22 protein-coding genes are annotated in these 18,886 nt (G+C 70.7%); 8 read left to right on the top strand and 14 right to left on the bottom strand.

Annotation, left to right across the window (positions count from 1 at the left end; all coding sequences use genetic code 11):
- Positions 1-40 precede the first annotated feature (40 nt).
- From L942_RS23245 to L942_RS23230, 4 genes are all read right to left on the bottom strand, one after another.
- Positions 41-532, bottom strand: a complete 492-nt coding sequence (locus L942_RS23245) for an HAD family hydrolase (protein WP_200862894.1) — start codon at positions 530-532, stop codon at positions 41-43.
- Between the two features lie 35 nt (positions 533-567).
- Entirely contained in the window at positions 568-1,368 is an 801-nt protein-coding gene (locus L942_RS23240; RefSeq protein ID WP_037364088.1) for an alpha/beta fold hydrolase, read from the bottom strand.
- Positions 1,369-1,488: 120 nt separating this feature from the next.
- Entirely contained in the window at positions 1,489-2,619 is a 1,131-nt protein-coding gene (locus tag L942_RS23235) for a metallophosphoesterase (protein WP_037364086.1), read from the bottom strand.
- Positions 2,620-3,178: 559 nt separating this feature from the next.
- Complete coding sequence (locus L942_RS23230) at positions 3,179-3,592, bottom strand: J-domain-containing protein (RefSeq protein ID WP_037364084.1); 414 nt, start codon at positions 3,590-3,592, stop codon at positions 3,179-3,181.
- 118 nt (positions 3,593-3,710) lie between these two features.
- Between L942_RS23230 and L942_RS23225 the strand changes: the two genes are divergently transcribed.
- The gene (locus L942_RS23225) at positions 3,711-4,514 is read left to right on the top strand and encodes a TetR/AcrR family transcriptional regulator (RefSeq protein ID WP_037364081.1); all 804 of its coding nucleotides are present in this window, start codon (positions 3,711-3,713) and stop codon (positions 4,512-4,514) included.
- A gap of 17 nt (positions 4,515-4,531) precedes the next feature.
- On the opposite strand, the gene L942_RS23220 is transcribed toward L942_RS23225, so the two are convergent.
- The 3 genes from L942_RS23220 to L942_RS23210 form a co-directional block, all read right to left on the bottom strand.
- On the bottom strand, positions 4,532-5,446 hold the full coding sequence (locus L942_RS23220; protein WP_037364078.1) for an SDR family NAD(P)-dependent oxidoreductase: 915 nt from the start codon (positions 5,444-5,446) through the stop codon (positions 4,532-4,534).
- 49 nt (positions 5,447-5,495) lie between these two features.
- Positions 5,496-6,683 carry a lytic transglycosylase domain-containing protein gene (locus tag L942_RS23215; RefSeq protein ID WP_037364075.1) on the bottom strand — a complete coding sequence of 396 codons (1,188 nt, stop codon included), beginning with the start codon at positions 6,681-6,683 and terminating at the stop codon, positions 5,496-5,498.
- 220 nt (positions 6,684-6,903) lie between these two features.
- The gene (locus tag L942_RS23210) at positions 6,904-7,869 is read right to left on the bottom strand and encodes a helix-turn-helix domain-containing protein (RefSeq protein ID WP_037364073.1); all 966 of its coding nucleotides are present in this window, start codon (positions 7,867-7,869) and stop codon (positions 6,904-6,906) included.
- A 51-nt stretch (positions 7,870-7,920) separates the two neighbouring features.
- On the opposite strand from L942_RS23210, the gene L942_RS23205 reads away from it, so the two are divergent.
- The 5 genes from L942_RS23205 to L942_RS23185 all read left to right on the top strand — a co-directional run bounded on the left by L942_RS23205 (position 7,921) and on the right by L942_RS23185 (position 11,125).
- Positions 7,921-8,310, top strand: coding sequence for a cupin domain-containing protein (locus tag L942_RS23205; protein ID WP_037364071.1), 390 nt, complete (start codon positions 7,921-7,923; stop codon positions 8,308-8,310).
- Between the two features lie 40 nt (positions 8,311-8,350).
- Entirely contained in the window at positions 8,351-8,857 is a 507-nt protein-coding gene (locus L942_RS23200; protein WP_037364069.1) for a winged helix-turn-helix transcriptional regulator, read from the top strand.
- Positions 8,858-8,942: 85 nt separating this feature from the next.
- On the top strand, positions 8,943-9,455 hold the full coding sequence (locus tag L942_RS23195) for an SRPBCC family protein (protein ID WP_037364066.1): 513 nt from the start codon (positions 8,943-8,945) through the stop codon (positions 9,453-9,455).
- Positions 9,455-10,492 (top strand): LLM class flavin-dependent oxidoreductase, encoded by a 1,038-nt coding sequence (locus tag L942_RS23190; RefSeq protein WP_037364139.1) that lies wholly within the window; start codon positions 9,455-9,457, stop codon positions 10,490-10,492. The genes L942_RS23195 and L942_RS23190 overlap by 1 nt, the downstream gene beginning before the upstream one ends.
- Positions 10,493-10,579: 87 nt before the next feature.
- Positions 10,580-11,125: a dihydrofolate reductase family protein gene (locus L942_RS23185; protein ID WP_037364064.1), complete on the top strand. Its 546-nt coding sequence runs from the start codon at positions 10,580-10,582 to the stop codon at positions 11,123-11,125.
- A 276-nt stretch (positions 11,126-11,401) separates the two neighbouring features.
- Here L942_RS23185 and L942_RS23180 read toward each other — a convergent pair whose 3' ends face one another.
- The 3 genes from L942_RS23180 to L942_RS23170 all read right to left on the bottom strand — a co-directional run bounded on the left by L942_RS23180 (position 11,402) and on the right by L942_RS23170 (position 14,224).
- Positions 11,402-12,928 carry an AMP-binding protein gene (locus tag L942_RS23180; protein ID WP_037364061.1) on the bottom strand — a complete coding sequence of 509 codons (1,527 nt, stop codon included), beginning with the start codon at positions 12,926-12,928 and terminating at the stop codon, positions 11,402-11,404.
- Between the two features lie 93 nt (positions 12,929-13,021).
- The gene (locus L942_RS23175; RefSeq protein ID WP_037364057.1) at positions 13,022-13,381 is read right to left on the bottom strand and encodes a VOC family protein; all 360 of its coding nucleotides are present in this window, start codon (positions 13,379-13,381) and stop codon (positions 13,022-13,024) included.
- A gap of 24 nt (positions 13,382-13,405) precedes the next feature.
- Positions 13,406-14,224 (bottom strand): LuxR C-terminal-related transcriptional regulator, encoded by an 819-nt coding sequence (locus L942_RS23170; protein ID WP_037364054.1) that lies wholly within the window; start codon positions 14,222-14,224, stop codon positions 13,406-13,408.
- A gap of 93 nt (positions 14,225-14,317) precedes the next feature.
- Here L942_RS23170 and L942_RS23165 point away from each other — a divergent pair, with 93 nt between their 5' ends.
- On the top strand, positions 14,318-15,073 hold the full coding sequence (locus L942_RS23165; protein ID WP_037364051.1) for a hypothetical protein: 756 nt from the start codon (positions 14,318-14,320) through the stop codon (positions 15,071-15,073).
- Between the two features lie 261 nt (positions 15,074-15,334).
- Complete coding sequence (locus L942_RS44985; RefSeq protein WP_200862893.1) at positions 15,335-15,487, top strand: GNAT family N-acetyltransferase; 153 nt, start codon at positions 15,335-15,337, stop codon at positions 15,485-15,487.
- A gap of 55 nt (positions 15,488-15,542) precedes the next feature.
- Here the strand turns inward: L942_RS44985 and L942_RS23155 are convergent, their stop codons facing one another.
- The 4 genes from L942_RS23155 to L942_RS23140 form a co-directional block, all read right to left on the bottom strand.
- Positions 15,543-16,598 carry an amidohydrolase family protein gene (locus L942_RS23155; protein WP_037364049.1) on the bottom strand — a complete coding sequence of 352 codons (1,056 nt, stop codon included), beginning with the start codon at positions 16,596-16,598 and terminating at the stop codon, positions 15,543-15,545.
- Positions 16,599-16,729: 131 nt separating this feature from the next.
- The gene (locus tag L942_RS23150; RefSeq protein WP_106964988.1) at positions 16,730-17,542 is read right to left on the bottom strand and encodes a pyrimidine reductase family protein; all 813 of its coding nucleotides are present in this window, start codon (positions 17,540-17,542) and stop codon (positions 16,730-16,732) included.
- Complete coding sequence (gene folP, locus L942_RS23145) at positions 17,542-18,411, bottom strand: dihydropteroate synthase (RefSeq protein WP_037364048.1); 870 nt, start codon at positions 18,409-18,411, stop codon at positions 17,542-17,544. Before folP ends, L942_RS23150 begins: the two co-directional genes overlap by 1 nt.
- A 139-nt stretch (positions 18,412-18,550) precedes the next feature.
- The gene (locus L942_RS23140) at positions 18,551-18,850 is read right to left on the bottom strand and encodes a YciI family protein (RefSeq protein ID WP_037364045.1); all 300 of its coding nucleotides are present in this window, start codon (positions 18,848-18,850) and stop codon (positions 18,551-18,553) included.
- Positions 18,851-18,886: the final 36 nt, after the last annotated feature.

Genomic DNA, 18,886 nt, shown 5'->3' with positions numbered 1-18,886 from the left:
ACATCCTTCCAGGCGAGGCCGAAGCCTCACAGGTGAGGTGTCAACCAAACCCTGAGCAGACCCTGACGCCTAGGGTGCGCAGTGCGGCCAGGTAGGTGTCCGGGTCTGGTTTTGGTTTGTGGCGGTCGCCGGTTTCCACTGCGGTGAAGCGAGCGGCCAGGCCCAGTCGGTCTAGTTGGCCCTGTACCCAGGTGGCGGAGGAGCTTGAGGCGACGCCCAGTGCCAGGCCGCGCCGGGCGGCTTCGTTCAGGTAGTCCAGTACGCCTTCGCGCGGGCCGTCTTCGGCTAGGAGTTCGTGCACTCGCTCGCGCATTGCCGGGCGCAGGGTTTCCGGGTCGATGTCTTCTACTTGTTCGGCCAGGAGTTTGAACATCGTCGCGGCGGTGTTCTGGGTGCCGATCACCGTGTGCCAGACATCGAGCGGCAGTTCGACGCCGTGTCCGGCGAACATTTCCTGCCAGGACCGCAGTACCGCGGCCTCGGTGTCGGCGAGGGTGCCGTCGAAATCGAAGATCAATGCTCGCGTGGCCACGTTTCGCAGCTTGCCCCACCGAGCTCCGCGGCGCGTCAGTTCGTGGCGAAAAACTCCGCCAGCACCGGGGCGAGCGCGGCGGTTTTCACCAGGTGGGTCTGGCCGGGCAGGGTGCGGTAGTCGGCGTGGGGCAGCTGGGCCGCCGCCGCGGCAACGCCGTTGCGCATCCACGCGGGGCTCTTGCCGCCGTCGAGGACAAGGGTGGGGGCGGTGATTCCGGACCAGCGGCCTTCGGGAAGCGGGCGGCCGGCCTGGTTGTCGTCCATGACCTGGGCGTCGTAGGCCAGCGTGTGGGCCACGCGCTTCATCCTCGGCCACGCGGGCATCAGGCGCATCATCATGACCATCAGCGACGGCAGTCCGACGCCTTCGACCATGAACGTCTTGATCGCGTCGCCCGGTTTTCCGGCTGCGATGGCGGCTTCGAGCTTCGCCTGGTAGTCGGCCGGGACGCGGTCGCGGGTGCTGTCGACGACGAACGGCGGCTCGTACACCGCGACCTTCTTGACCGGCACGCCTCGGTGGGCGGCCTCCAGCACCAGCGCGGCTCCGGACGAGATGCCGTACAGGCCGATCTCTCCGCCGGCTTCCTTGGCCAGTGCGGCGATGTCTTCGATTTCGCGCTCGACGTCGTACGGGGCGGTGTCGCCGCTTTCGCCTCGGCCTCGGCGGTCGAACGTGTAGACGGTGAAGCGGTCGGAAAGGGCTTTGGCGAGATCGTCGTTGGGCGTCGAGGTGCGGTAGCAGAGCGCGCCGTCGACGAGGACGAGTGCGGGGCCGGAGCCGGTGCGGGAGTAGGCGATCTGGGTGCCGTCGGCGGACGTGACGGTGGGCATGGGGTTCCTCCTCGGGGTGCCGCTGATGGGAAGAACTCTCGCATCCGACGGATAGAGTTGTCAAGACAAAAAAATTAGTCGGTAGGATCTGGGTGCGCGGAAGGCGGCGCGAGCCGGGTTTCAGGCGCTGCGGAGGGTCAGCAGGGAGATCTCGTTGGGGGCGAAGACCCGGAACGGCGGACCCCAGAAACCGGAGCCGCGGCTGTTGTACAGCTGGGTCGGGCCGTGCCGGGTCAGGCCGGACAGGGTGGGCTGGTCGAGGCGGACGAGGAGGTGGAACGGCCAGATCTGGCCGCCGTGGGTGTGGCCGGAGATCTGCAGGTCGACGTTCTCCTCGCGGGCTTGGGCGACCTGTTTCGGCTGGTGGGCGAGCAGCACGACGGGGACGTCCGGATCGGAGCCGTCGAGCGCCGCGGCCAGGTCGGGGCCGTGGCCGGGCAGGCCGGAGGCGGCTCCGGTGGGGTCGTCGACGCCGGCGAAGAGCAGGCGGGCGCCGTCGCGTTCGAGCAGGGTCGAGCGGTTGTGCAGGGTGTCCCAGCCGAGGCTCGCCATGTGGTCCAGCCACGCTTGGGCTTCGCCGAAGTATTCGTGGTTGCCGGTGATGTAGAACCGGCCGAGCGGGGCCTGCACTCCGCCGAGCGGGTCGACCTGCTTGCGGCGCTTGGCGACGGGTCCGTCGGCGAGGTCCCCGGCGTGGCAGACGACGTCGGGCTGCAGCCGGTTCAGTTCGGCGACCAGGCGTTCGGACCAGCGGGTGCGGTCGAGCGGGCCGTAGTGGGTGTCGGTGATGACCGCGACGCGCAGCCCGTCCAGACCGGGGCCGAGCTTCGGCAGCACCACGTCGACCGCCTTCACCGGCGGCACTCGCATGGCGATCCGGTTCCCGCTGACGAGCAGCACCGCCGCGACAGCGAGCGTGCCCGCGGCTACGATCCGTGGCCGCACGGGATCGTCCACTCCGGACACCAGCAGGACCAGCCGCAGCAGGTGCGTGAGGACGCTCCAGCTGAACAGCACCCAGATCACGCCGAGCGTGGTGTCGCCGATGCGCGCGGCGGCGTCGCTCTGCCGAGGACCGTGCCCGAGCACCATGAGCACCGGAAAACTCAGCGCGGCCACTGCGAAAACGACCGTGCCGACCACGGTGGCGGCGACCGGCCAGTCCGGCAACAGCACGAGCACCGACCACGGCTCGCCGAACAACAAGAGGACCGCGGCGACCACGAAGGCAGCCCGACGAACTCCGACCACGGTTCTCTTCCCTTCGCCCAGGTGCTACCCAGCGTAGCCGCATTCTGGGCGGCGGGGCCGGAGCGTGCTGGGAGGGGGGTTGGCGCGGTTCAGGAGGTGGCCTGCCCGCGGAGGCGGTAGGCGGAGCGGGCGTTGGTCTGGTCTGGGTGCGGGCTTGTTGCTGGGTGGCGGTTGGTGTGATTCGGGGGCGGGCTTGTTGGGGTGGCGGTGGGCGGAGTGGCTGTTGGTGTGGTCTGGGTGCGGGCTTCTCGCTGAGGTGGTCGGTGGAGTGGCGGTTGGCGTGGTTCGGGGCGCGGGCGTGCCGGGGTGGCGGTGGGTGGAGTGGCGTGGGTGTGGTCCGGGTGCGGGCTTGTTGCTGTGGTGGCGGTTGGCGTGCTGCGGGACGCGGGCATCCCAGGGGCAGCGGTGGGCGGAGCGGCGAGTGGCCGCCTGTTGGCGGGCCGTGTCCATCGCAACGGCGCGGCGACCCAGCGGCTCTCCGGCGGCTGGTCCGGATTCGCCGCGCGTGGCCAAGTCTCGCCAGCGAACTGCTCTGGGAATCGCAATCACCTCCCGGAGCTCAGGACTCTCCCCGTCCGGCGCGCCAACTGGCCACCGTTTCCTCCACGTCCAGCGGCCGGGCGCGCAGTACCGGGCCGTCCTGTGGCATCGCGTGTGCCTTGCGGATGCGGGCGTTCAGCTCCTCGACGATTTCCCGCACCTTGGCTTCGGAACGGACCTTCGCCAATTTCCCCGGCAGGTCTTGGATTTCCCGCGGCAAGGCGAGCGACGGCGGCAGGAACGCGGCGACGTCGAGGTCGCCTTCGCGGGCGCGCCGGATCGCCCAGTCGGTCGCGGCGTCGCGGCCGCTCGGGGGCGGCAGCGGTTTTCCCGCGCCAGGAAGGTCTTCGAAGTCGCCGCGAGCTTCGGCGGCGGCGATCTGCCGGTCGACCCAGGTGCCGTACGACACGCCCGGCGGTTTGCGTTCCGTCACCGGAACCACCTCCCTCGCTGCCCAGCGTAGCGGCCAGTCCGCCCGCGCGGAGGGGACGAAGGTCCCGAAACGGCAGGTAAGATCCCACGCTGACCGTACGAGGCCGGGAGGGGACGCGATGACCGTCGAGCGTGGGGGCGACGGTCCCGAGGCCGCGCGGGAGGAAATCGAGCGCACGCTCGCGCTGCTGTGGCGCGACAGCGCGGGAGCCCCGGAACCCGCTGCCCGAGGCAGGCGGCCGACGCTCACCATCGAACGGATCATCGCCGCGGCCATCGCGGTCGCCGATGCGGAAGGACTCGTCGCGACGTCCATGCACCGCGTCGCGAAGGAGCTCGGGGCGGGCACGATGACGCTCTACACCTACGTTCCCGGCAAAACCGAGCTGATCGATCTGATGGTCGACACCGTTCTCCTCGAACGGAATCTGCCCGGACCCGGCGAGCCGCGGCCGGGCGACTGGCGCGCGCAGGTGCGGATCTACTCGGACCGGACGCGCGACATCTACCGCCGGCATCCGTGGCTGCGGGAACGGTCCCGGGTCCGGCCCGCGCTCGGTCCGGGACACCTGGCCGGTCAGGAATACCTGCTGTCCATTATGGAGAGTCTGGGATTGCCGGCGCGGGAAACCGCCGCGGCGGCCAATGCGGTCGCGGGCTATGTGGACGCGAACGCCGCGGCCGAAGCGGAGAGTGTCCACTTGGAACGGACGACCGGACAGTCGAACGACGCGTGGTGGGGACAGCGTTCGGTGTTCTGGTACCGGTATTTCGTCGTCGACTCCCACCCGTCGATGAACCGGGTCTGGCTCGCCGGCGGCTTTGAAAAGCCTTCCGCGGAGCAGGCTTCGGACGCTTCGGAGTTCGGATTGGACCGGCTTCTCGACGGGATCGCCGCCCGGCTCGGCCAGGTCGGCGAGTAAGGCCGAACTCCGGCGAATCAGGAATCCCCGACAGGGAACCGGATCCCGGTCGCCTCCTCGGAAAGCTCCCACAACCGACGGCCCCGTGCCGGATCCCGGGAAGCGCCCAGCACCGTCCCCCACCGGGGCCGGCCCACGGCACCGAAGGCCGGGCCGCAGCAGGAACCACCGGTCGCGGCGGGATCGACCGCGGCCCGGACCATCGGCCACGCGCCGTGGTCCTTGCCGTGCGTGAACGGCGCGAGCAGGCGCATGACCGGCACTGGCTGGGTGATTCCCGGCCGCGCGGGGCTGGTGCGTTCCAGGCTGAACCCTGGATGCGCGAGGACCGCCTGCACCGGCGAGTCCGCGGCGCGCAGGCGTCGGTCGAGTTCCATCGCGAAGGATTGCACGGCGTGTTTCGAGAGCGCGTACGCGCGGAAGTCCGAATACTTGCGTGAACTCTGCAGATCATCGAGGTCGTACGGATACATCCGGGTGATCAGGCTGCCCGCCAGCACCACGCGCGCGGCCGACGCGGTCAGCACCGGCATGGCCAGCGCGGTGAGGGCGAAATGGCCGTAGTGGTTGGTGCCGACCGCCAGTTCCAGGCCCTGCTTCGTGGTCCGGCGCACCGGCCCGGGCGCGGTGACGCCGGCGTTCTCGATCAACGCGTCCACGCGATCGAGCCGGCCGAGTGCCTCGACGGCGGCCGGGACGGAGTCGAGATCCGCGAGGTCCAGCGGGATCGTGCTCAGCGCAGCCGGCCCGACGCGCGTGCGCACCATTTCGACCGCCGCGCGCAGCCGCGAAGGGCTGCGGCCCAGCAGGGCGACGTGGGCTCCGGCGGCGGCCAGCTGCTCGGTGACGAAGTAGCCGATGCCGGCGTTGCCCCCGGTCACCGCGTAAAACCGACCGGTGAGGTCCGGCAGACGCCGGGGATTCCACGCCACGATCGCTCCCGATAGTCCGGTTACGGTCCGGACTATACGAACGCTGCCGTCAGTGCGTCGGCGCGGCCTCCGTGGTCGTGCTGGAAGTCGTGGTGCTGGACGTCGTCGGGTTCGCCGAAGCGGCGCCGGACGGCGGGGTGCTCGTCGGCGTGGTGCTCGACGTCGGCGTGGTGCTCGTCGGGGTAGTGCTGGTCGGCGTGGCAGATGTGGTCGGTGCCGTGCTGGTCGGTTTCGCCGGGGCGGAGCTGCTGCTCGGCGCGGTGCTGCTGCCCGGAAGCTGCGTCGGGGCACCGGGCTGCTGGCTCGGCGGGGCCGGGGTGACCGGCGGAGGGGCGGGCGGCGCGACGTCGCCGGCCGGGCTGCCCGCGGCGGCTTCGACCGCACCGGGGCCGGGCGGGGCACCGATCGGGACCTTGCTGTCCGGCAGGTTCGAGACGCCGGTGCGGTAGCCGTACGCGTACGCCATCACAGTGTCCACATAGGACTGCGAGTTGTTGTACCGGCGCACCGCGAGGCGCTGGTTGGCGTCGCTGGAGAGGTCCAGACCGCCGGAACACAGGTAACGTGCGGTGGCGAGCGTTTCGTCGTAGATGTTGTTCGGGTCGGAAACGCCGTCGCCGTTGCCGTCGGAGGAATAGGACGCCCAGGTCGACGGGATGAACTGGGTCGCGCCGACCGCGCGGTCCCACACCGGGTCGCCGTCGTAGCGGCCGTGGTCGGTGTCGCGGATCGCGGCGAATCCGCCGGAACCGTCGAGGACCGGGCCGAGAATGCGTTCGAGGGTGTTGCCGCGGGCGTCGACGTAGCCGCCGCGCGCGTGGTTCGACTCGACCCGCCCGATGGCCGCGATCAGCGCCCAGTCGATGTGGCAGCCGGGCTGTTCGCGGGCCATGATGTCGGCCGCGTTGCGGTACGCGCGCAGCATGCTGTCCGGGATGCCCAGCGGGCCGGCGGTGGTCGCCGAACCCGGGCCGTTCGGGTACCCGGGAACGCCGAGTGCCTGCGGGACCGGCGGCTGCGGAAGGCTGCCGTCCACGCCGATCGGCGGGAGCGTGATGCCCGGCGGCAGTCCGGGAGCGTCCGGCGCGGGCTGGGCGGCCGAGGGCGGGTCCGCGGCGCGCAACGCCATCGGGATGCCGGACGACGTGACTGTCGGCAGCACCACGAGCGCGCCTCCGGCGAGGGCGGCGAAAGCCCGGCTCCGGGCGTTCCGTCCCTCCAGGCGGCGTCTGGCCATGCGTGTCTCCCCGTTCGGTTGCCGGTCCGCGGCCCAAGCTAGCGGATCTGTGCGCGATCCGGTGAGGGGTCGGCGGAATTCTGTCCGTTCCGGCCAACTTTCGTTCGTCTGGCATAAAACCTTCGGCGGGTTCCCGTCATCGGGGCTTAACCGGGACTTCGCCGACTAGGCCGAATGGAGCAATCCGTTCGTCGGGTCCACTGTGGACCAAACGGGGAAGTCACGCCGCCGGGCCGAAGCGTTTGCGGTATTCCGACGGCGACAGGCCGGTGTGCCTGCGCAGCTGCAGCCGGAGGTTCGCGCCGGTGCCGAGCCCGGTGCGGGCGGCGATGCGGTCCAGACCAGGTTCGCCGCGTTCGAGGAGGCGGCGGGCCAGCGTCACGCGTTCGGCGGTGAGCCAGGCTAGCGGCGTCGTGCCGAGTTCGGCGCGGAAGCGGCGGTGCAGCGTGGCGACGCTGGTGGACGCGCGGGCGGCGAGGTCGGTGACCGCGAGCGACTGGTCGAGGTTCCGGCGGGCCCATTCGAGCACCGGCGCGAGCGAGGCGTCCGGAATCTCCGGCAGCGGGCGTTCCACGAACTGTTGCTGGCCGCCTTCGCGATGTCCGGTGAAGACGAGGCGGCGGCTGACCGCGTTGGCGATTTCCGCGCCGTGATCGCGTTGGATGACATGCAGCGACAGATCGAGTGCGGCCGCGCTTCCGGCGGCGGTGAAAACTGTGCCGTCCTCGACGAAGAGAACGTCCGGCTCCAGATGAACCTTCGGATAGCGTGCGGCGAACTCCTCGGCCCACTGCCAGTGCGTGGTGGCGCGGCGATGGTCCAGCACGCCAGCCTGGGCCAGGGTGAACGCGCCGGTGCAGAAGCTCATCAACCGCGCGCCGCGGGCGTCCGCGCGCTGGATCGCGGCGAGGATTTCCGGGTCGGCGGGCGTCTGCGGATCCGGTCGATTCGGCACGATCACCGTGTCCGCGGCGTCGACCGCGTCGAGGCCGGCGACGTCGGCGAGCGTGAAGAAGCCCAGGTGCATCCGGGCTTGCCCGCCGGGCGCGGCGAGCGCGAAGTCGTACCACGGCCGCCGCAGTTCCGGACGGCGCAGGCCGAACAACTCTGTCGCGACGCCCATCTCGAACGGATTCGAGCCGTCGCCGACGATCATCACGACGCGGTGCGAGGATCCTTTCGACATATGCGATTCCTAGCACTCCCGGCCGCGCGAAACCAGGCCCAAGATCGACCTATGCCAACTCAACCCATCGACCTGCGGGCCGTGCTCGCCGGATTCGACGCCCCGTGGAGCCCGCGGATCATCGCCAACGTCAACGACTACGACATTCGCCTCGCCCGGTTCGCCGGCGAACACGTGTGGCACAAGCACGACCACACCGACGAGTTCTTCCTCGTCCTCGACGGCAGCATCGAGATCGGCCTGCGCGAAGCGGACGGCGAACGGATCGTGACGCTGACCCGCGAGCAGGCGTTCGTGGTCCCGCGCGGCACGTTCCACAAGCCGTCGTCGCGGGAGGGCGCGGTGGTGCTGCTCGTGGAGCCGTCCGGGACGCTTTCGGTCGGCGACGAGCACGAGCACGTGCCCGACATCGTCGACGTGACCGTCGGGCATCGCGTCTGACCTGCTGGGTTGCACTGTGGAACGGCGTATCCTCGCCGTCATGAAACGCACTTCCTTCGCGCAGTGGCCGTGCTCGATCGCCCGGACCATGGACCTGCTCGGGGACTGGTGGACGCCGCTGGTGCTGCGCGACGCCTTCTACGGCGTCCGCCGCTTCGACGAGTTCCAGCAGGCGCTCGGCATCGCCCGCAACACCCTCGCCGACCGGCTGCGCAGGCTGGTCGACGAGGGGCTGCTGGAAAAGCGCGCCTACCAGGCCGAACCGGTGCGCTACGACTACGTGCTCACCGAGAAGGGACGCGATTTCTGGAGCGTGCTGGCCGCGATGACAGCCTGGGGCGACCGGTGGCTCGCCACCGAGGCGGGCCCGCCGATCGTGCTGCACCACGAGGCCTGCGGGCACGACACGACCGCCGCCGTCGTCTGCGCGGACTGCGGGGAGCCGTTGACCGCGGACGACACCAAGATGCGGCGCGGACCGGGCTTTCCGGAGCGGCTCGCGCAGCGGCCGGACGTCCAGGCGAGGTTCGCGCCGCAGGAGCAGTGATCCGCGCGGCCTCCGGCGGCGATTGACATCCTCAGTCTAGTTAAGCAACTATGCTGGTCGAGACGCCAATGGAGGAGGACTCGCGATGGAGTGGACCGGCGCGCGGTACGCGGACGCCCCGACCGTGCAGGTGGACGCGTGGATCGACGGCTCGCCCGAGCAGGTCTGGCGGTACGCCTCGGACGTCGCGCTCATGCCGGAGCTGAGCGGCGAGCTGCAGTCGGTCCGGTGGTGCGACGAGGGCTCGGCGCCGGCGCTCGGCCGGTCCTTCGTCGGGCGCAACCACCACAAGATGCGCGGCGACTGGGAAACGACGTCCTACATCGTCGAATGCGAGGAACCGCGGGTCTTCGCCTGGGCGGTCGCCGATCCGGCCAATCCGACCGCGGTCTGGCGGTTCACGCTCGCTCCGGAAAACGGCGGCACGCGGCTCACGCAGTGGGCGCAGATGGGGCCGGGTCCGTCCGGGATCACCGAGGTGATCGCGCGGATGCCGGAGAAGGAACAGAAGATCGTGCACGTCCGGCTGTGCGAGTTCGAGGCCGCGATGACCGCCACGCTCAACGCCATCAAACAGCGCGTGGAGACCGCCGGATGATGCGCACGGCCACCACCGTCGAGGCGTCGTCCGGCTGGCCCGATACCCGGGATTTCGTGCTGGAGGCGGAAAAACTGGGGCTCGGCGAGTGCTGGGTGGCCGAGGCGTGGGGCTCGGACGCGCCGTCGGTGCTCGGGTATCTCGCCGCGCGCACCGACCGGATCCGGCTCGGCTCCGGGATCATGCAGCTCGGCGTGCGCACGCCGGTCGCGCTCGCTCAGGCCGCGCTCACACTCGCCGAGATGTCCGAGGGCCGGTTCGCGCTCGGGCTCGGGCCGTCCGGTCCGCAGGTGATCGAGGGACTGCACGGGGTGCCGTTCGCGCGGCCGCTGACCCGGATGCGCGAGACGGTGCAGATCATCCGCAGCGCGTTCGCCGGCGAGAAGATCTCCTTCGCCGGCAAGGCTTTCCAGATCCCCTTGCCCGGCGAGGCGCGCCCGATGCGGCTGTCGGCGACGCCGAACGAGGACATCCCGATCTACCTGGCCACGCTGTCGCCGCGGATGCTGGAGCTGACCGGTGAGGTCGCCGACGGCTGGCTGGGCACGAGCTTCGTCCCGGAGGGGGCCGGCGCCTATTTCCGGCACCTCGACGCCGGGCTCGCGAAAGCCGGCCGGAGCCGAGCCGATCTCGTGGTGTGCCAAGGCGCGGAGGTCGCGTTCGCGTCCGATGAGGACGAACTGCGCCGGATGGTCGCCGGGCGGAAGAAGGAACTGGCCTTTTCGCTGGGCGGCATGGGTTCGGCGAGCACGAACTTCTACCACGACGCGTACAGCAGGCAAGGCTGGGCGGACGTCGCGGCGGAGGTGCGGGAACGCTGGCAGTCCGGCGATCGCGACGGCGCGGCCGGGCTGGTCACCGACGAGATGGTGCTCGCGACGACGCTGATCGGCACCGAGGACATGGTCCGCGCGCGATTGAAGGTCTGGCGGGCCGCCGGGGTGGATACCGTCCGGCTGTATCCGGCGGGCGACACTGTGGACGCACGGCTGGCCACGCTCGGCCGGGCACTCGAGTTGGTAGCGGAAGTGCCCTGAGAGACCAGGCGTTGGCCCATCCGGCTGCGTCGGCGGGTCCGGCTGCGCCATAGTGTCGGGCGATCCCGATCCCCAAGGAGCCGCCCGATGCGCAAGATTGTGTCCACTTTGTTCGTCTCGCTCGACGGCGTCGTGGAGGCGCCGGACCAGTGGTCGCTCTCGTACTGGAACGACGAGCTCGAACACGCGGTGGGCGACGGCATGGCGGACGCCGACGCGATGCTGCTGGGCCGCGTGACTTACGAAGGTTTCGCCGAAGCGTGGCCCGGCCGCGCGGACGATCCGGGCGCGGAATTCATGAACAGCGTGCCGAAGTACGTCGCGTCCACCACGTTGACCACGGCGGACTGGCACAACACGACTCTGCTGCGCGGCGACCTCGGCGAGGCGATCGCGGACCTGAAGTCCGGCGCGGGTGGCGACATCATGACCAGCGGGAGCACGACGCTGGTGCGGTGGCTTCTTTCGCACGGGCTGGTGGACGAGCTGACGCTGCTGCAGTACCCGGTGGTGGTGGGCAAGGGACGGCGGCTTTTTCCGGCGGAGGGACCGCAGCTGGAGTTCCGGCTGGCGGAGACGACAGCGTTTCGCAACGGCGTGCTGCGGCTCGTGTATCAGCCTTCGGACGACTAGGTTTCCGCGCACCCCATGCCGGGCGGGCGGCAGGGTGCGCGGTCATCAGCGGGTCGTGAAGGGCTCCTTGAGGGAATCCAAGTCCGTGAAGGGGCCCCTGACGGACTGCGGCGGGTCGTGAGGGGCACCCTCAAGGAATCAGCGTTCGTGAAGGGGCCCCTCACGGACGCTGCGGTCACTCCTCGGCAGCGGCCACCTTTTTGCTCGGCTTGGCGGCGGTTCGTGCGGGGGAACCCTTCGGGACTGCCCTCGGGGTTCCCCTCCCGGACCGCGGTTTCAGTTCACCTGCCGGTCCTGCCCCTCCCAGAACGGCTGCCGCAGCTTGAACTTCTGGATCTTCCCGGTCGCCGTCCGCGGCAGTTCCTCCAGGAACTCCACCCGCTTCGGGCATTTGTACCCGGCCAGGTGCTGGCGGCAGTGCGCGATCAGCTCGTCCGCCGTCACCTCGCTGCCGTCGGTCACCACCAGCGCCGTGACCAGCTCGCCCCATTTTTCGTCCGGGATGCCGATCACCGCGGCTTCCCGGATAGCCGGGTGGGAGTTCAGCGCGTCCTCCACCTCGATCGACGACACGTTCTCGCCGCCGGTGATGATGACGTCCTTTTTGCGGTCGGCGATGGTCAGGTAGCCGTCGGCGAAGGTGCCGCCGTCGCCGGTGTGGAACCAGTTGCCTTCCTGGACCTGCGCGGTCTCCTCCGGGTTTTCCCAGTAGCCGTCGAGATTGTGGTTGCTTTGAGTGAGGACCTCGCCGTCCGCGTCGATCGCGACCCGGACGCCCAGCGCGGGCGCGCCGGCGCGGCCGAGGAGCTTCGCCTGCTCGTGCGGGTCCAGGTCGGCCCATTCGCTGCGGAACCGGTTGACCGTGACCAGTGGCGACGTCTCGGTGAGGCCGTAGATCTGGATGAACTCCCAGCCGAGTTCCGCGCGTACGCGCTCGATGGTCCGGGTCGGCGGCGGCGCACCGGCCACGACGATCCGGACGCGGTCGCGGCCGGGGATTTCACCGTCCCAGGAAGCGGCGCCGTCGAGCGCCGCGGTGACCACGGCGGGCGCGGCGCACATGATCGTCACGCCGTGCTCCTGCACGCGGCGCAGGATTTCGGTGCCGTCCACTTTGCGCAGCACGATGTGCCGTCCGCCGAGGCCGGTGACCGCGTACGGCATGCCCCAGCCGTTCGCGTGGAACATCGGCAGCGTGTGCAGCAGGACGTCGTTGTCGCTGAGCGTGGTGTGCAGGCCGAAAGTGGTTGCGTTGAGCCACAAATTGCGGTGCGTGAGCTGGACGCCCTTCGGCCGCGCGGTGGTGCCGGAGGTGTAGTTGATCGTCGCGGTCGCGGATTCGTCGGCGGACCACGGCCGCGGTTCGCCGTCGCCGCCCCAGATCTTGTCGTCGTCCTCGCCGAGGACGAACACGTGTTTCGCGGTCACGCTGTCCAGCAACGGTTTCAGCTCCGGGTCGATCATCAAGACCTCGGCGCCGGAATGCTCGACGATGTAGCGCACCTCGGCGGCGGCGAGCCGGAAATTCACCGGCACCAGGATGCGGCCCCAGCCGGAGACGCCGAAGAACGACGTGAGCAGCCGCGCGGAGTTGTGCGAAACGATGGCGACCCGGCCGCCGGCCGGAACGCCGAGCGCGTCGAGGTTCGCCGCCTGCGCGCGGGCGCGCCGGGCGAGTTCGCGGTAGGTCACCGAGCCCCAGGACTGCGCGGGCTGGGCGGGCTCGTCCACCACCGCGATCCGGTCCGGGTACACCGTTTCGGCGCGGTCGAGGAAGTCGCGGACACTGAGGTCATAAAACACGTGCCGATCCCTTCGCGTCAGCGGGCCGCACTGCCCGCGCGGGTGATTTTCGCTCGCCGGGCCTGATCCAGCCACCCCACATGGAGGGTGCGTTCAGAAGTACTGGACGACGCAGAACTCGTGTGCCTCGGGATCGGTCATCACCAGCACGACCCCTTCCCCGGGATAGTCGTGGCGCTCCCCGGTCCAGCGCCCGCCCAGTTCCTCGATCCGCGCCCGGGCCTCGTCGACGTCGTCCACCTCGACGTCCAGATGCAGCCGCACCTTGCCGCGCTTCGGCTCGGGAACGCGCTGGAACGTCAGCCGAGGAGCGGCGTCCAGCCGGGAGCCGACCGTCGCCCAGTCCGGCCCGGCGCGCTCTCCGGAAATCGGCCGGTCGAGAAGCGCGCTCCAAAAGGCGGCCAGCACGGCCGGTTCGGCGCAATCGATCGTGATTCCGCTCAGACGCGTCATCCGGCCATCGTTTCATCGAACGACCTAGCGCAGCAGTCCCGCGGCCCGAGCCCGGTTCACCGCCTGTACCCGGTTCGACACGGCCAGCTTCCGCATCGCGTGCTTCAGATACGACTTGACCGTGTTGGGCAGCAGGCCGAGCCGGTCGGAGATCTCGTCGTTCGTGCAGCCCTCGCTGACCAGGCGCAGCACGTCGACCTCGCGCGGGGTCAGCGCGACGCCGGGCAGGTCCAGCTCCGGGCGCAGCCGTTCGCACACCGCCAGCAGCCGCTGCCGGGCGGTCTCGTCGGTGATCGACCCGGCGATCGCGGTGAGTTCGGCGTGCAGATCGCCGCGTTCGGCAGCCGGGACCGCGGCCGGCGCGGCGAGCCGGCGCTGCACTTCCTCTTCGACCTCGATGTCGCGGCCCAGTCGCGTCGCCACCGCGGTCGCCGCGTGCAACAGCCGGTCACCGAAGGCGATCGACTCCCGGGACGCCGCGTACAGCACCGCGCGCGTGGTTTCGCCGACGCGCACCGGCAGCGCCACCATCGCGCGCAGCCGTTCGGGTGCCACCGCGTGGTCGTATTTGTGCGTGATGCCCTGTGCGCTCAGATAGTCGACCACCGTCGACGGCCGGGCCAGTGCCACCGCTTTGCCGCCCAGCCCGGCCCCGGTGTCGACCTGCACGTGCTGCAACGACCGGGTGGTAGTGCCGCGCAGCTGGTCGATCACGTGCGAACGGGAAGCCGCCGACACCGGCCCGCCCATCGCGACCGGCAGTTCGGTGGCGATTTGCAGTGCTTTCAGCGCGCCGGCGACCAGGGGGCTGGCCGTCAGCGCGAGCCGGCCCGGAGGCGTCATGGGCACCGTCCCGCTTCACTCGACCTTGCTGGGTGGACGTCCACGTTACGCGTTGCGTCGCGTTCGGACTACTCGTGTGGTTCGGTGGCACACGTGGCAACCTCGGATTTCGATACCGTCGCCGACCGGCTCTACGCGGGTGATCCGGCCGACTTCGTCGCGGAGCGCACCGCGGCCGCCCGCGCGGCGAAGGAAGCGGGCGACGTCGAGCTGGCCCGCCGGATCCGCGCGCTGCGCAAGCCGACCGCGGCCGCGGCGTACGTCAACCGGCTGGCGCGCGACGGTTCCGCCCCGCTGTCCGAGCTGGCGTCGCTGGGCGACAAACTGCGCGAAGCCCACGAGCAGCTCGACGGTTCCCGGCTGCGCGAACTGGCGCACCAGCGGGCGGAGCTGGTGCAGCGGATCATCCGGGACGCGACCGGCCTGAGCGATTCCGTCGAACGCGAGGTGGAGGAAACGCTGGAGGCGATCGTCGCGGACGCCGACCTCGCCCGGCTGGCGGTGGCCGGACGGCTGACCTCGAAGGCCCGCCAAGACGCCGACCGCTGGCTCTCGCTGCCGACGAATCCCGCTCCGGCCAAGAAGACCCGGCAGTCCGAAAAGGACCGGAAGGCCGAGGAGGAAGCCCGGGTCCGCGCACTGGAACGGCGGCAGGCGGTCCGCGCGCGGGCGGAGGCCGAGCGGAACCTGCAGCGCGCCGAGCGAGCCGCCGAGCAGGCCGACGACCGGGTGGCCGAACTGCGGGAACGGCTCGCCGAGGCGGAGCAACGCGCGGCCCGGGCGGCTGACGAACTGGCCAAGGCGCGCAAGACCTTCGAGGAAGCCGACGATGCCGTTCAGCGGTCTTGACGGCGAACTCGCGTTGTCGCCGCTGCGCCCGGACGACGCGGAAGAGCAGGTGGCGGGCGAGGACCTGAGCTGATCCGCTGGCTCGACTGCGGTCCGGGACGCTCGCCGGGACCCGGGCGTGTTTCCGGCGCTGCCAGGAGGAATGGGCTTCCGGCGGGCCGTTGCGGGCGTTCGGCATCCGGGTGCACGGCGTGCTGGCGGGAACGGTCGACCTGCGGTTCTCCGGCGAGCATCTCGGGCCGAGGGAGGCGAATGTGGCGGATGGCGGTATCCGCGCTGGCAGGGGGCGCTACCCGGGCGGTGGTGCTGGCGGTGCGGTATGCGGCTGGCGAGGGTGCGGCGCGGGCGGTGCTCAAGGTGGAGCCGGAGAACGTGCGTTCGGCCGCGGTGGCGCGGCGGGCGGGTTCGAGCTGAGCGGCCAGGTGACCGAGGACGGCGGCGTGCTCGACCGGTACTTCCGCGACCTCTGCTAGCGGGCGATTTCCGTTCCCGCGCACCACACCGCGCGAATGGCCCGCGTCGCCGACAGGTCCGCTACCGGATCGCCGTCCACCAGGACCAGATCAGCCCGCAGCCCGGGCCGGATCTCGCCGCGGTCGGTCAGCCCGAAGGCTTGGGCCGCGTCGACCGTGGCGGCACGCAGGATCTCCACCGAACTCAACCCGGCCTCGGCCAGCAGCTCGAATTCGTGGTGCAGGCTCGCCCCGTGCGGGACGGCGGCCGGGGCGCCGGGGTCCGCATTGCTGTCGGTGCCAGTGAGGATCTCGACCCCCGCGGCGTGCAGAGCAGCCGCGTTGGCCACGTAATCCTCGGCGGCGCCAGCGGAATGGGGGAGCGCCGCTTCCATCATGGTGAGGGTTGGAACGGCCGTCTGCCCGGCGGCTTTCATCGCTGAGACGTCCTCGGCGGAGATCCGGCCGATCGCCGGCACATGCGTGACGAACCGCGCGCCGGTCGCCACGGCCAAGTGGTACGCGCCCGGCGTGGCCGCGTGCAGGACGGTCTCCAGACCGCGCTTCCGTGCGGTGTCGACCAGGGCCTGCAACGCCTCGGCAGGCGGTCCGCCGTCGCCAGGAGCCTCCGCGACGCCCTTGACGTAGTCGACCCCGTCGGCGATCCGCGCCTCGACGAACCGGACCGCCTCCTCCGCGGACGTCACGACGGCGGAGGAGGGCATCCCCGGGATCCGGACGTGCATGCCGCCGGGACCGATCGCGGGCGTGCCGGCGCTGCGGAAATCCGCCGGGCCCGCCGCACGCAGAGCGGCCACGCGGTCGGCCGGGAAACACGCCATGTCCAGGCCGGTCGTGACGCCCCACTCAGCGAGCGAGGCCAACTGCGAAGGCGCGGTCAGGTGCACGTGCGAGTCGATGAACCCGGGCAGCAGGGTCGCCCCGGCGGCCTCGATTTCCCGCGCTCCAGCGGGATCGGTGCCGACCACTGACCCGTCGATCACGACGGTGCGCGGTTCGGTGAGCCCTCGCCCGTCGAAGACACGCGCGTTGCGCAGAGCGGTCTTGGCCACGATCCCTCCCCGGGTCAGTGGACGCGATATCGCAAGGGTAGTGAGTTGTCGTTGACGCGGGCGGGGAGCGGTTCGGGTTGTTGGGGTTGATGGTCGCGTCCGCCGGTGGAGGGCACCCGTTCCCGCCCGGGTCAGTGGAGGCGGTACCGCAAGAGTAGTGAGTTGTCGTCCACCAGGGCGGAGAGCAGTTCGAGCTGTTGCGGGTCGATGGCCGCGCCCATCGCGACGCGTGGTGCGTCCCCGGCGATCAGCATCGGGGCAACGGTCAGGCGCAGTTCGTCCACCACGCCCGCGGCCAGCAGCGACGCGAACAGGTGCGGTCCGCCCTCGCAGTCGATGCGGCGGAGGCCTCGCCGGGCGAGTTCGTCCACCGCGGCTCGCAGGTCGACGTCGCCGTGCCGGGGGCGTGGGCGCTGGTTGTCCGGGTCGGCGTGCAGGGCCGGGTCGCCGGTGGCCGCGTGCAGGGTTGGGTCGCCCGTCCCGGCGATCAGGACATCCGCCCCGGCCGACGCCCACGCCGCGCGCAGTTCCGGGTCGGTCGCCGCGCTCGTGATGACGATCGTCGGCACCAGCGCCTTGGTGATCACCGGGGCGTCCGGCGGCAGCGACCGGCCGGTGCTGACCACGGCGATCGGCGCGATCGGGGCCAGCCCGTGCCGGCTCCGCCGCTCCGCGGTCTTCTCGTCCGGGCGCAGGCCCTCGAATCCCTCGGCCTGTGCGGTGCCCGCGCCGACCAGCACGACGTCGGCGAGGTCGTTGCCCAGCCGGTAGACGATCCGGTCCGCGGGCGTCGACAGCCCGCCGGAGCGGCCGTCGACGGTGATTCCGCCGTCGGCGCTGGACACGAAGTTCACCGCGAGCCACTTGGGCCCGTCCGGATAGACGTAGAGCTGCTCGACGTCGGCCTCGGTGCGGTCTGCGTTGCCGGGAAAGATCTCGCGCATCAGACCGACCGTACAACGTTCGCCGGCGGCCGGGTGCCGACGATGCTCGCCACCATTTCCGCGACCTGCCGCGTCTCGCGGACCTGGTGCGCGCGGAACATCGCCGCGCCGTGCAGCGCGGACACCGCGGTCGCGGCGAGCGTGCCGATAACCCGCTCGCCGACCGGGAGGTCCAGCGTCTCGCCGATCACGTCCTTGTTCGACAGCGCCATCAGCACCGGCCAGCCCGTCGCGACCAGTTTGTCGACATGCCGCAGCAGCTCGAGCGACTGGTAGGAGTTCTTCCCGAAGTCGATGCAGGGGTCGATCATGATGCCCTCGCGCGGCACGCCCGCGGCGAGGGCGCGCTCGGCCAGCGCGGTGGTGCCTTCGACCACCGCGGCCACCACGTCGTCGTACACCGGCCGGACGGCTTCGGTGCGCGGCACGAGACCGTTGGTGTGCGAGCAGATGTAGCCCGCGCCGTGTTCGGCGGCGACGTCGAGGATTTCCGGCTCGACCGCGGCCCAGTTGTCGTTGACCAGGTCCGCGCCCGCGCGGCAGACGGCGTCGGCGACCTCGGCGCGGTAGGTGTCCACGCTGATGACCAGGTCGGGGAAGTTTTCGCGGGCCCATTCGACGGTCGGCACGACGCGGCGGATCTCCTCGGCCGCGGTGACTTCGGGGCCCTTGCCCGCGGGCACGCCGCCGATGTCGATCAGGTCGGCGCCCTCGGCGTGCGCGCGGCGGATGGCCGCTTGCGCGGGTGCTTCTTCGAAGGTCGCCCCGTTGTCGTAGAACGAGTCGGGGGTCCGGTTGACGATGGCCATCACCAGGGCGCGGTCACTGGTGAGGCGACGGCCTCGGAACACGAGGTCGGGCGTGTGCATGCGGGCTCCCGGGCCGGAACGAAAGATCTCGCGTGATCATAGGCGAGTTCGCGGCGGGAGTACGTCCGGCAGGTGGCGGGCGGAGCGGTCCGGAGGCCACCTGCGTCCGGGCGTTCGGTCGATCGGCGAAGCGGTGCGATCAGGAGGCGAGCGCCTCGTTGACGGTGAGGAACTCGTCCGCGGTGCGGGTGGCCGAGAATTCGATCACGCGGTAGCGCGCGAGCCGTTGCAGGACGAGCGGATCGGTGGCGAGCACGGCGTCCAGCTTGCCGCGCAGGCACGGACGGGTGATGATGACCTGGTCGGCGTCCTCGTTGCCTTTTCCGGAAACGAGGAACAATCCATGCGCGAACTGGCTTCGCAGCCACTCGGCGTGTTCGGCCAGTGCGTAGTCGACTTCGTTTCGAGGAGCTGTGTAAGACAGCAATGCGATGTACATGACCTCAGAGTAGGACGCTCGGTCGGATGGTGCATC

It is taken from the genome of Amycolatopsis orientalis DSM 43388 (genome assembly GCF_000411975.1).
Taxonomy (GTDB): Bacteria; Actinomycetota; Actinomycetes; order Mycobacteriales; family Pseudonocardiaceae; genus Amycolatopsis; species Amycolatopsis orientalis_D.
The sequence above is the reverse complement of the archived record's forward strand: the minus strand, read 5'-3'. Positions and strand labels throughout refer to the sequence as shown.

Bases quoted from the DNA above. Each gene is read 5' to 3' on its own strand.
- L942_RS23225 (WP_037364081.1), top strand. From the start codon at position 3,711: ATGACCGTCGAGCGTGGGGGCGACGGTCCCGAGGCCGCGCGGGAGGAA.
- folP (WP_037364048.1), bottom strand. From the start codon at position 18,411: ATGCACACGCCCGACCTCGTGTTCCGAGGCCGTCGCCTCACCAGTGAC.
- L942_RS23140 (WP_037364045.1), bottom strand. From the start codon at position 18,850: ATGTACATCGCATTGCTGTCTTACACAGCTCCTCGAAACGAAGTCGAC.
- L942_RS23175 (WP_037364057.1), bottom strand. From the start codon at position 13,381: ATGACGCGTCTGAGCGGAATCACGATCGATTGCGCCGAACCGGCCGTG.
- L942_RS23205 (WP_037364071.1), top strand. From the start codon at position 7,921: ATGCCAACTCAACCCATCGACCTGCGGGCCGTGCTCGCCGGATTCGAC.
- L942_RS23210 (WP_037364073.1), bottom strand. From the start codon at position 7,869: ATGTCGAAAGGATCCTCGCACCGCGTCGTGATGATCGTCGGCGACGGC.
- L942_RS23150 (WP_106964988.1), bottom strand. From the start codon at position 17,542: ATGCGCGAGATCTTTCCCGGCAACGCAGACCGCACCGAGGCCGACGTC.
- L942_RS23240 (WP_037364088.1), bottom strand. From the start codon at position 1,368: ATGCCCACCGTCACGTCCGCCGACGGCACCCAGATCGCCTACTCCCGC.
- L942_RS23215 (WP_037364075.1), bottom strand. From the start codon at position 6,683: ATGGCCAGACGCCGCCTGGAGGGACGGAACGCCCGGAGCCGGGCTTTC.
- L942_RS23190 (WP_037364139.1), top strand. From the start codon at position 9,455: ATGCGCACGGCCACCACCGTCGAGGCGTCGTCCGGCTGGCCCGATACC.
- L942_RS23195 (WP_037364066.1), top strand. From the start codon at position 8,943: ATGGAGTGGACCGGCGCGCGGTACGCGGACGCCCCGACCGTGCAGGTG.
- L942_RS23200 (WP_037364069.1), top strand. From the start codon at position 8,351: ATGAAACGCACTTCCTTCGCGCAGTGGCCGTGCTCGATCGCCCGGACC.
- L942_RS44985 (WP_200862893.1), top strand. From the start codon at position 15,335: ATGGCGGTATCCGCGCTGGCAGGGGGCGCTACCCGGGCGGTGGTGCTG.
- L942_RS23185 (WP_037364064.1), top strand. From the start codon at position 10,580: ATGCGCAAGATTGTGTCCACTTTGTTCGTCTCGCTCGACGGCGTCGTG.
- L942_RS23170 (WP_037364054.1), bottom strand. From the start codon at position 14,224: ATGACGCCTCCGGGCCGGCTCGCGCTGACGGCCAGCCCCCTGGTCGCC.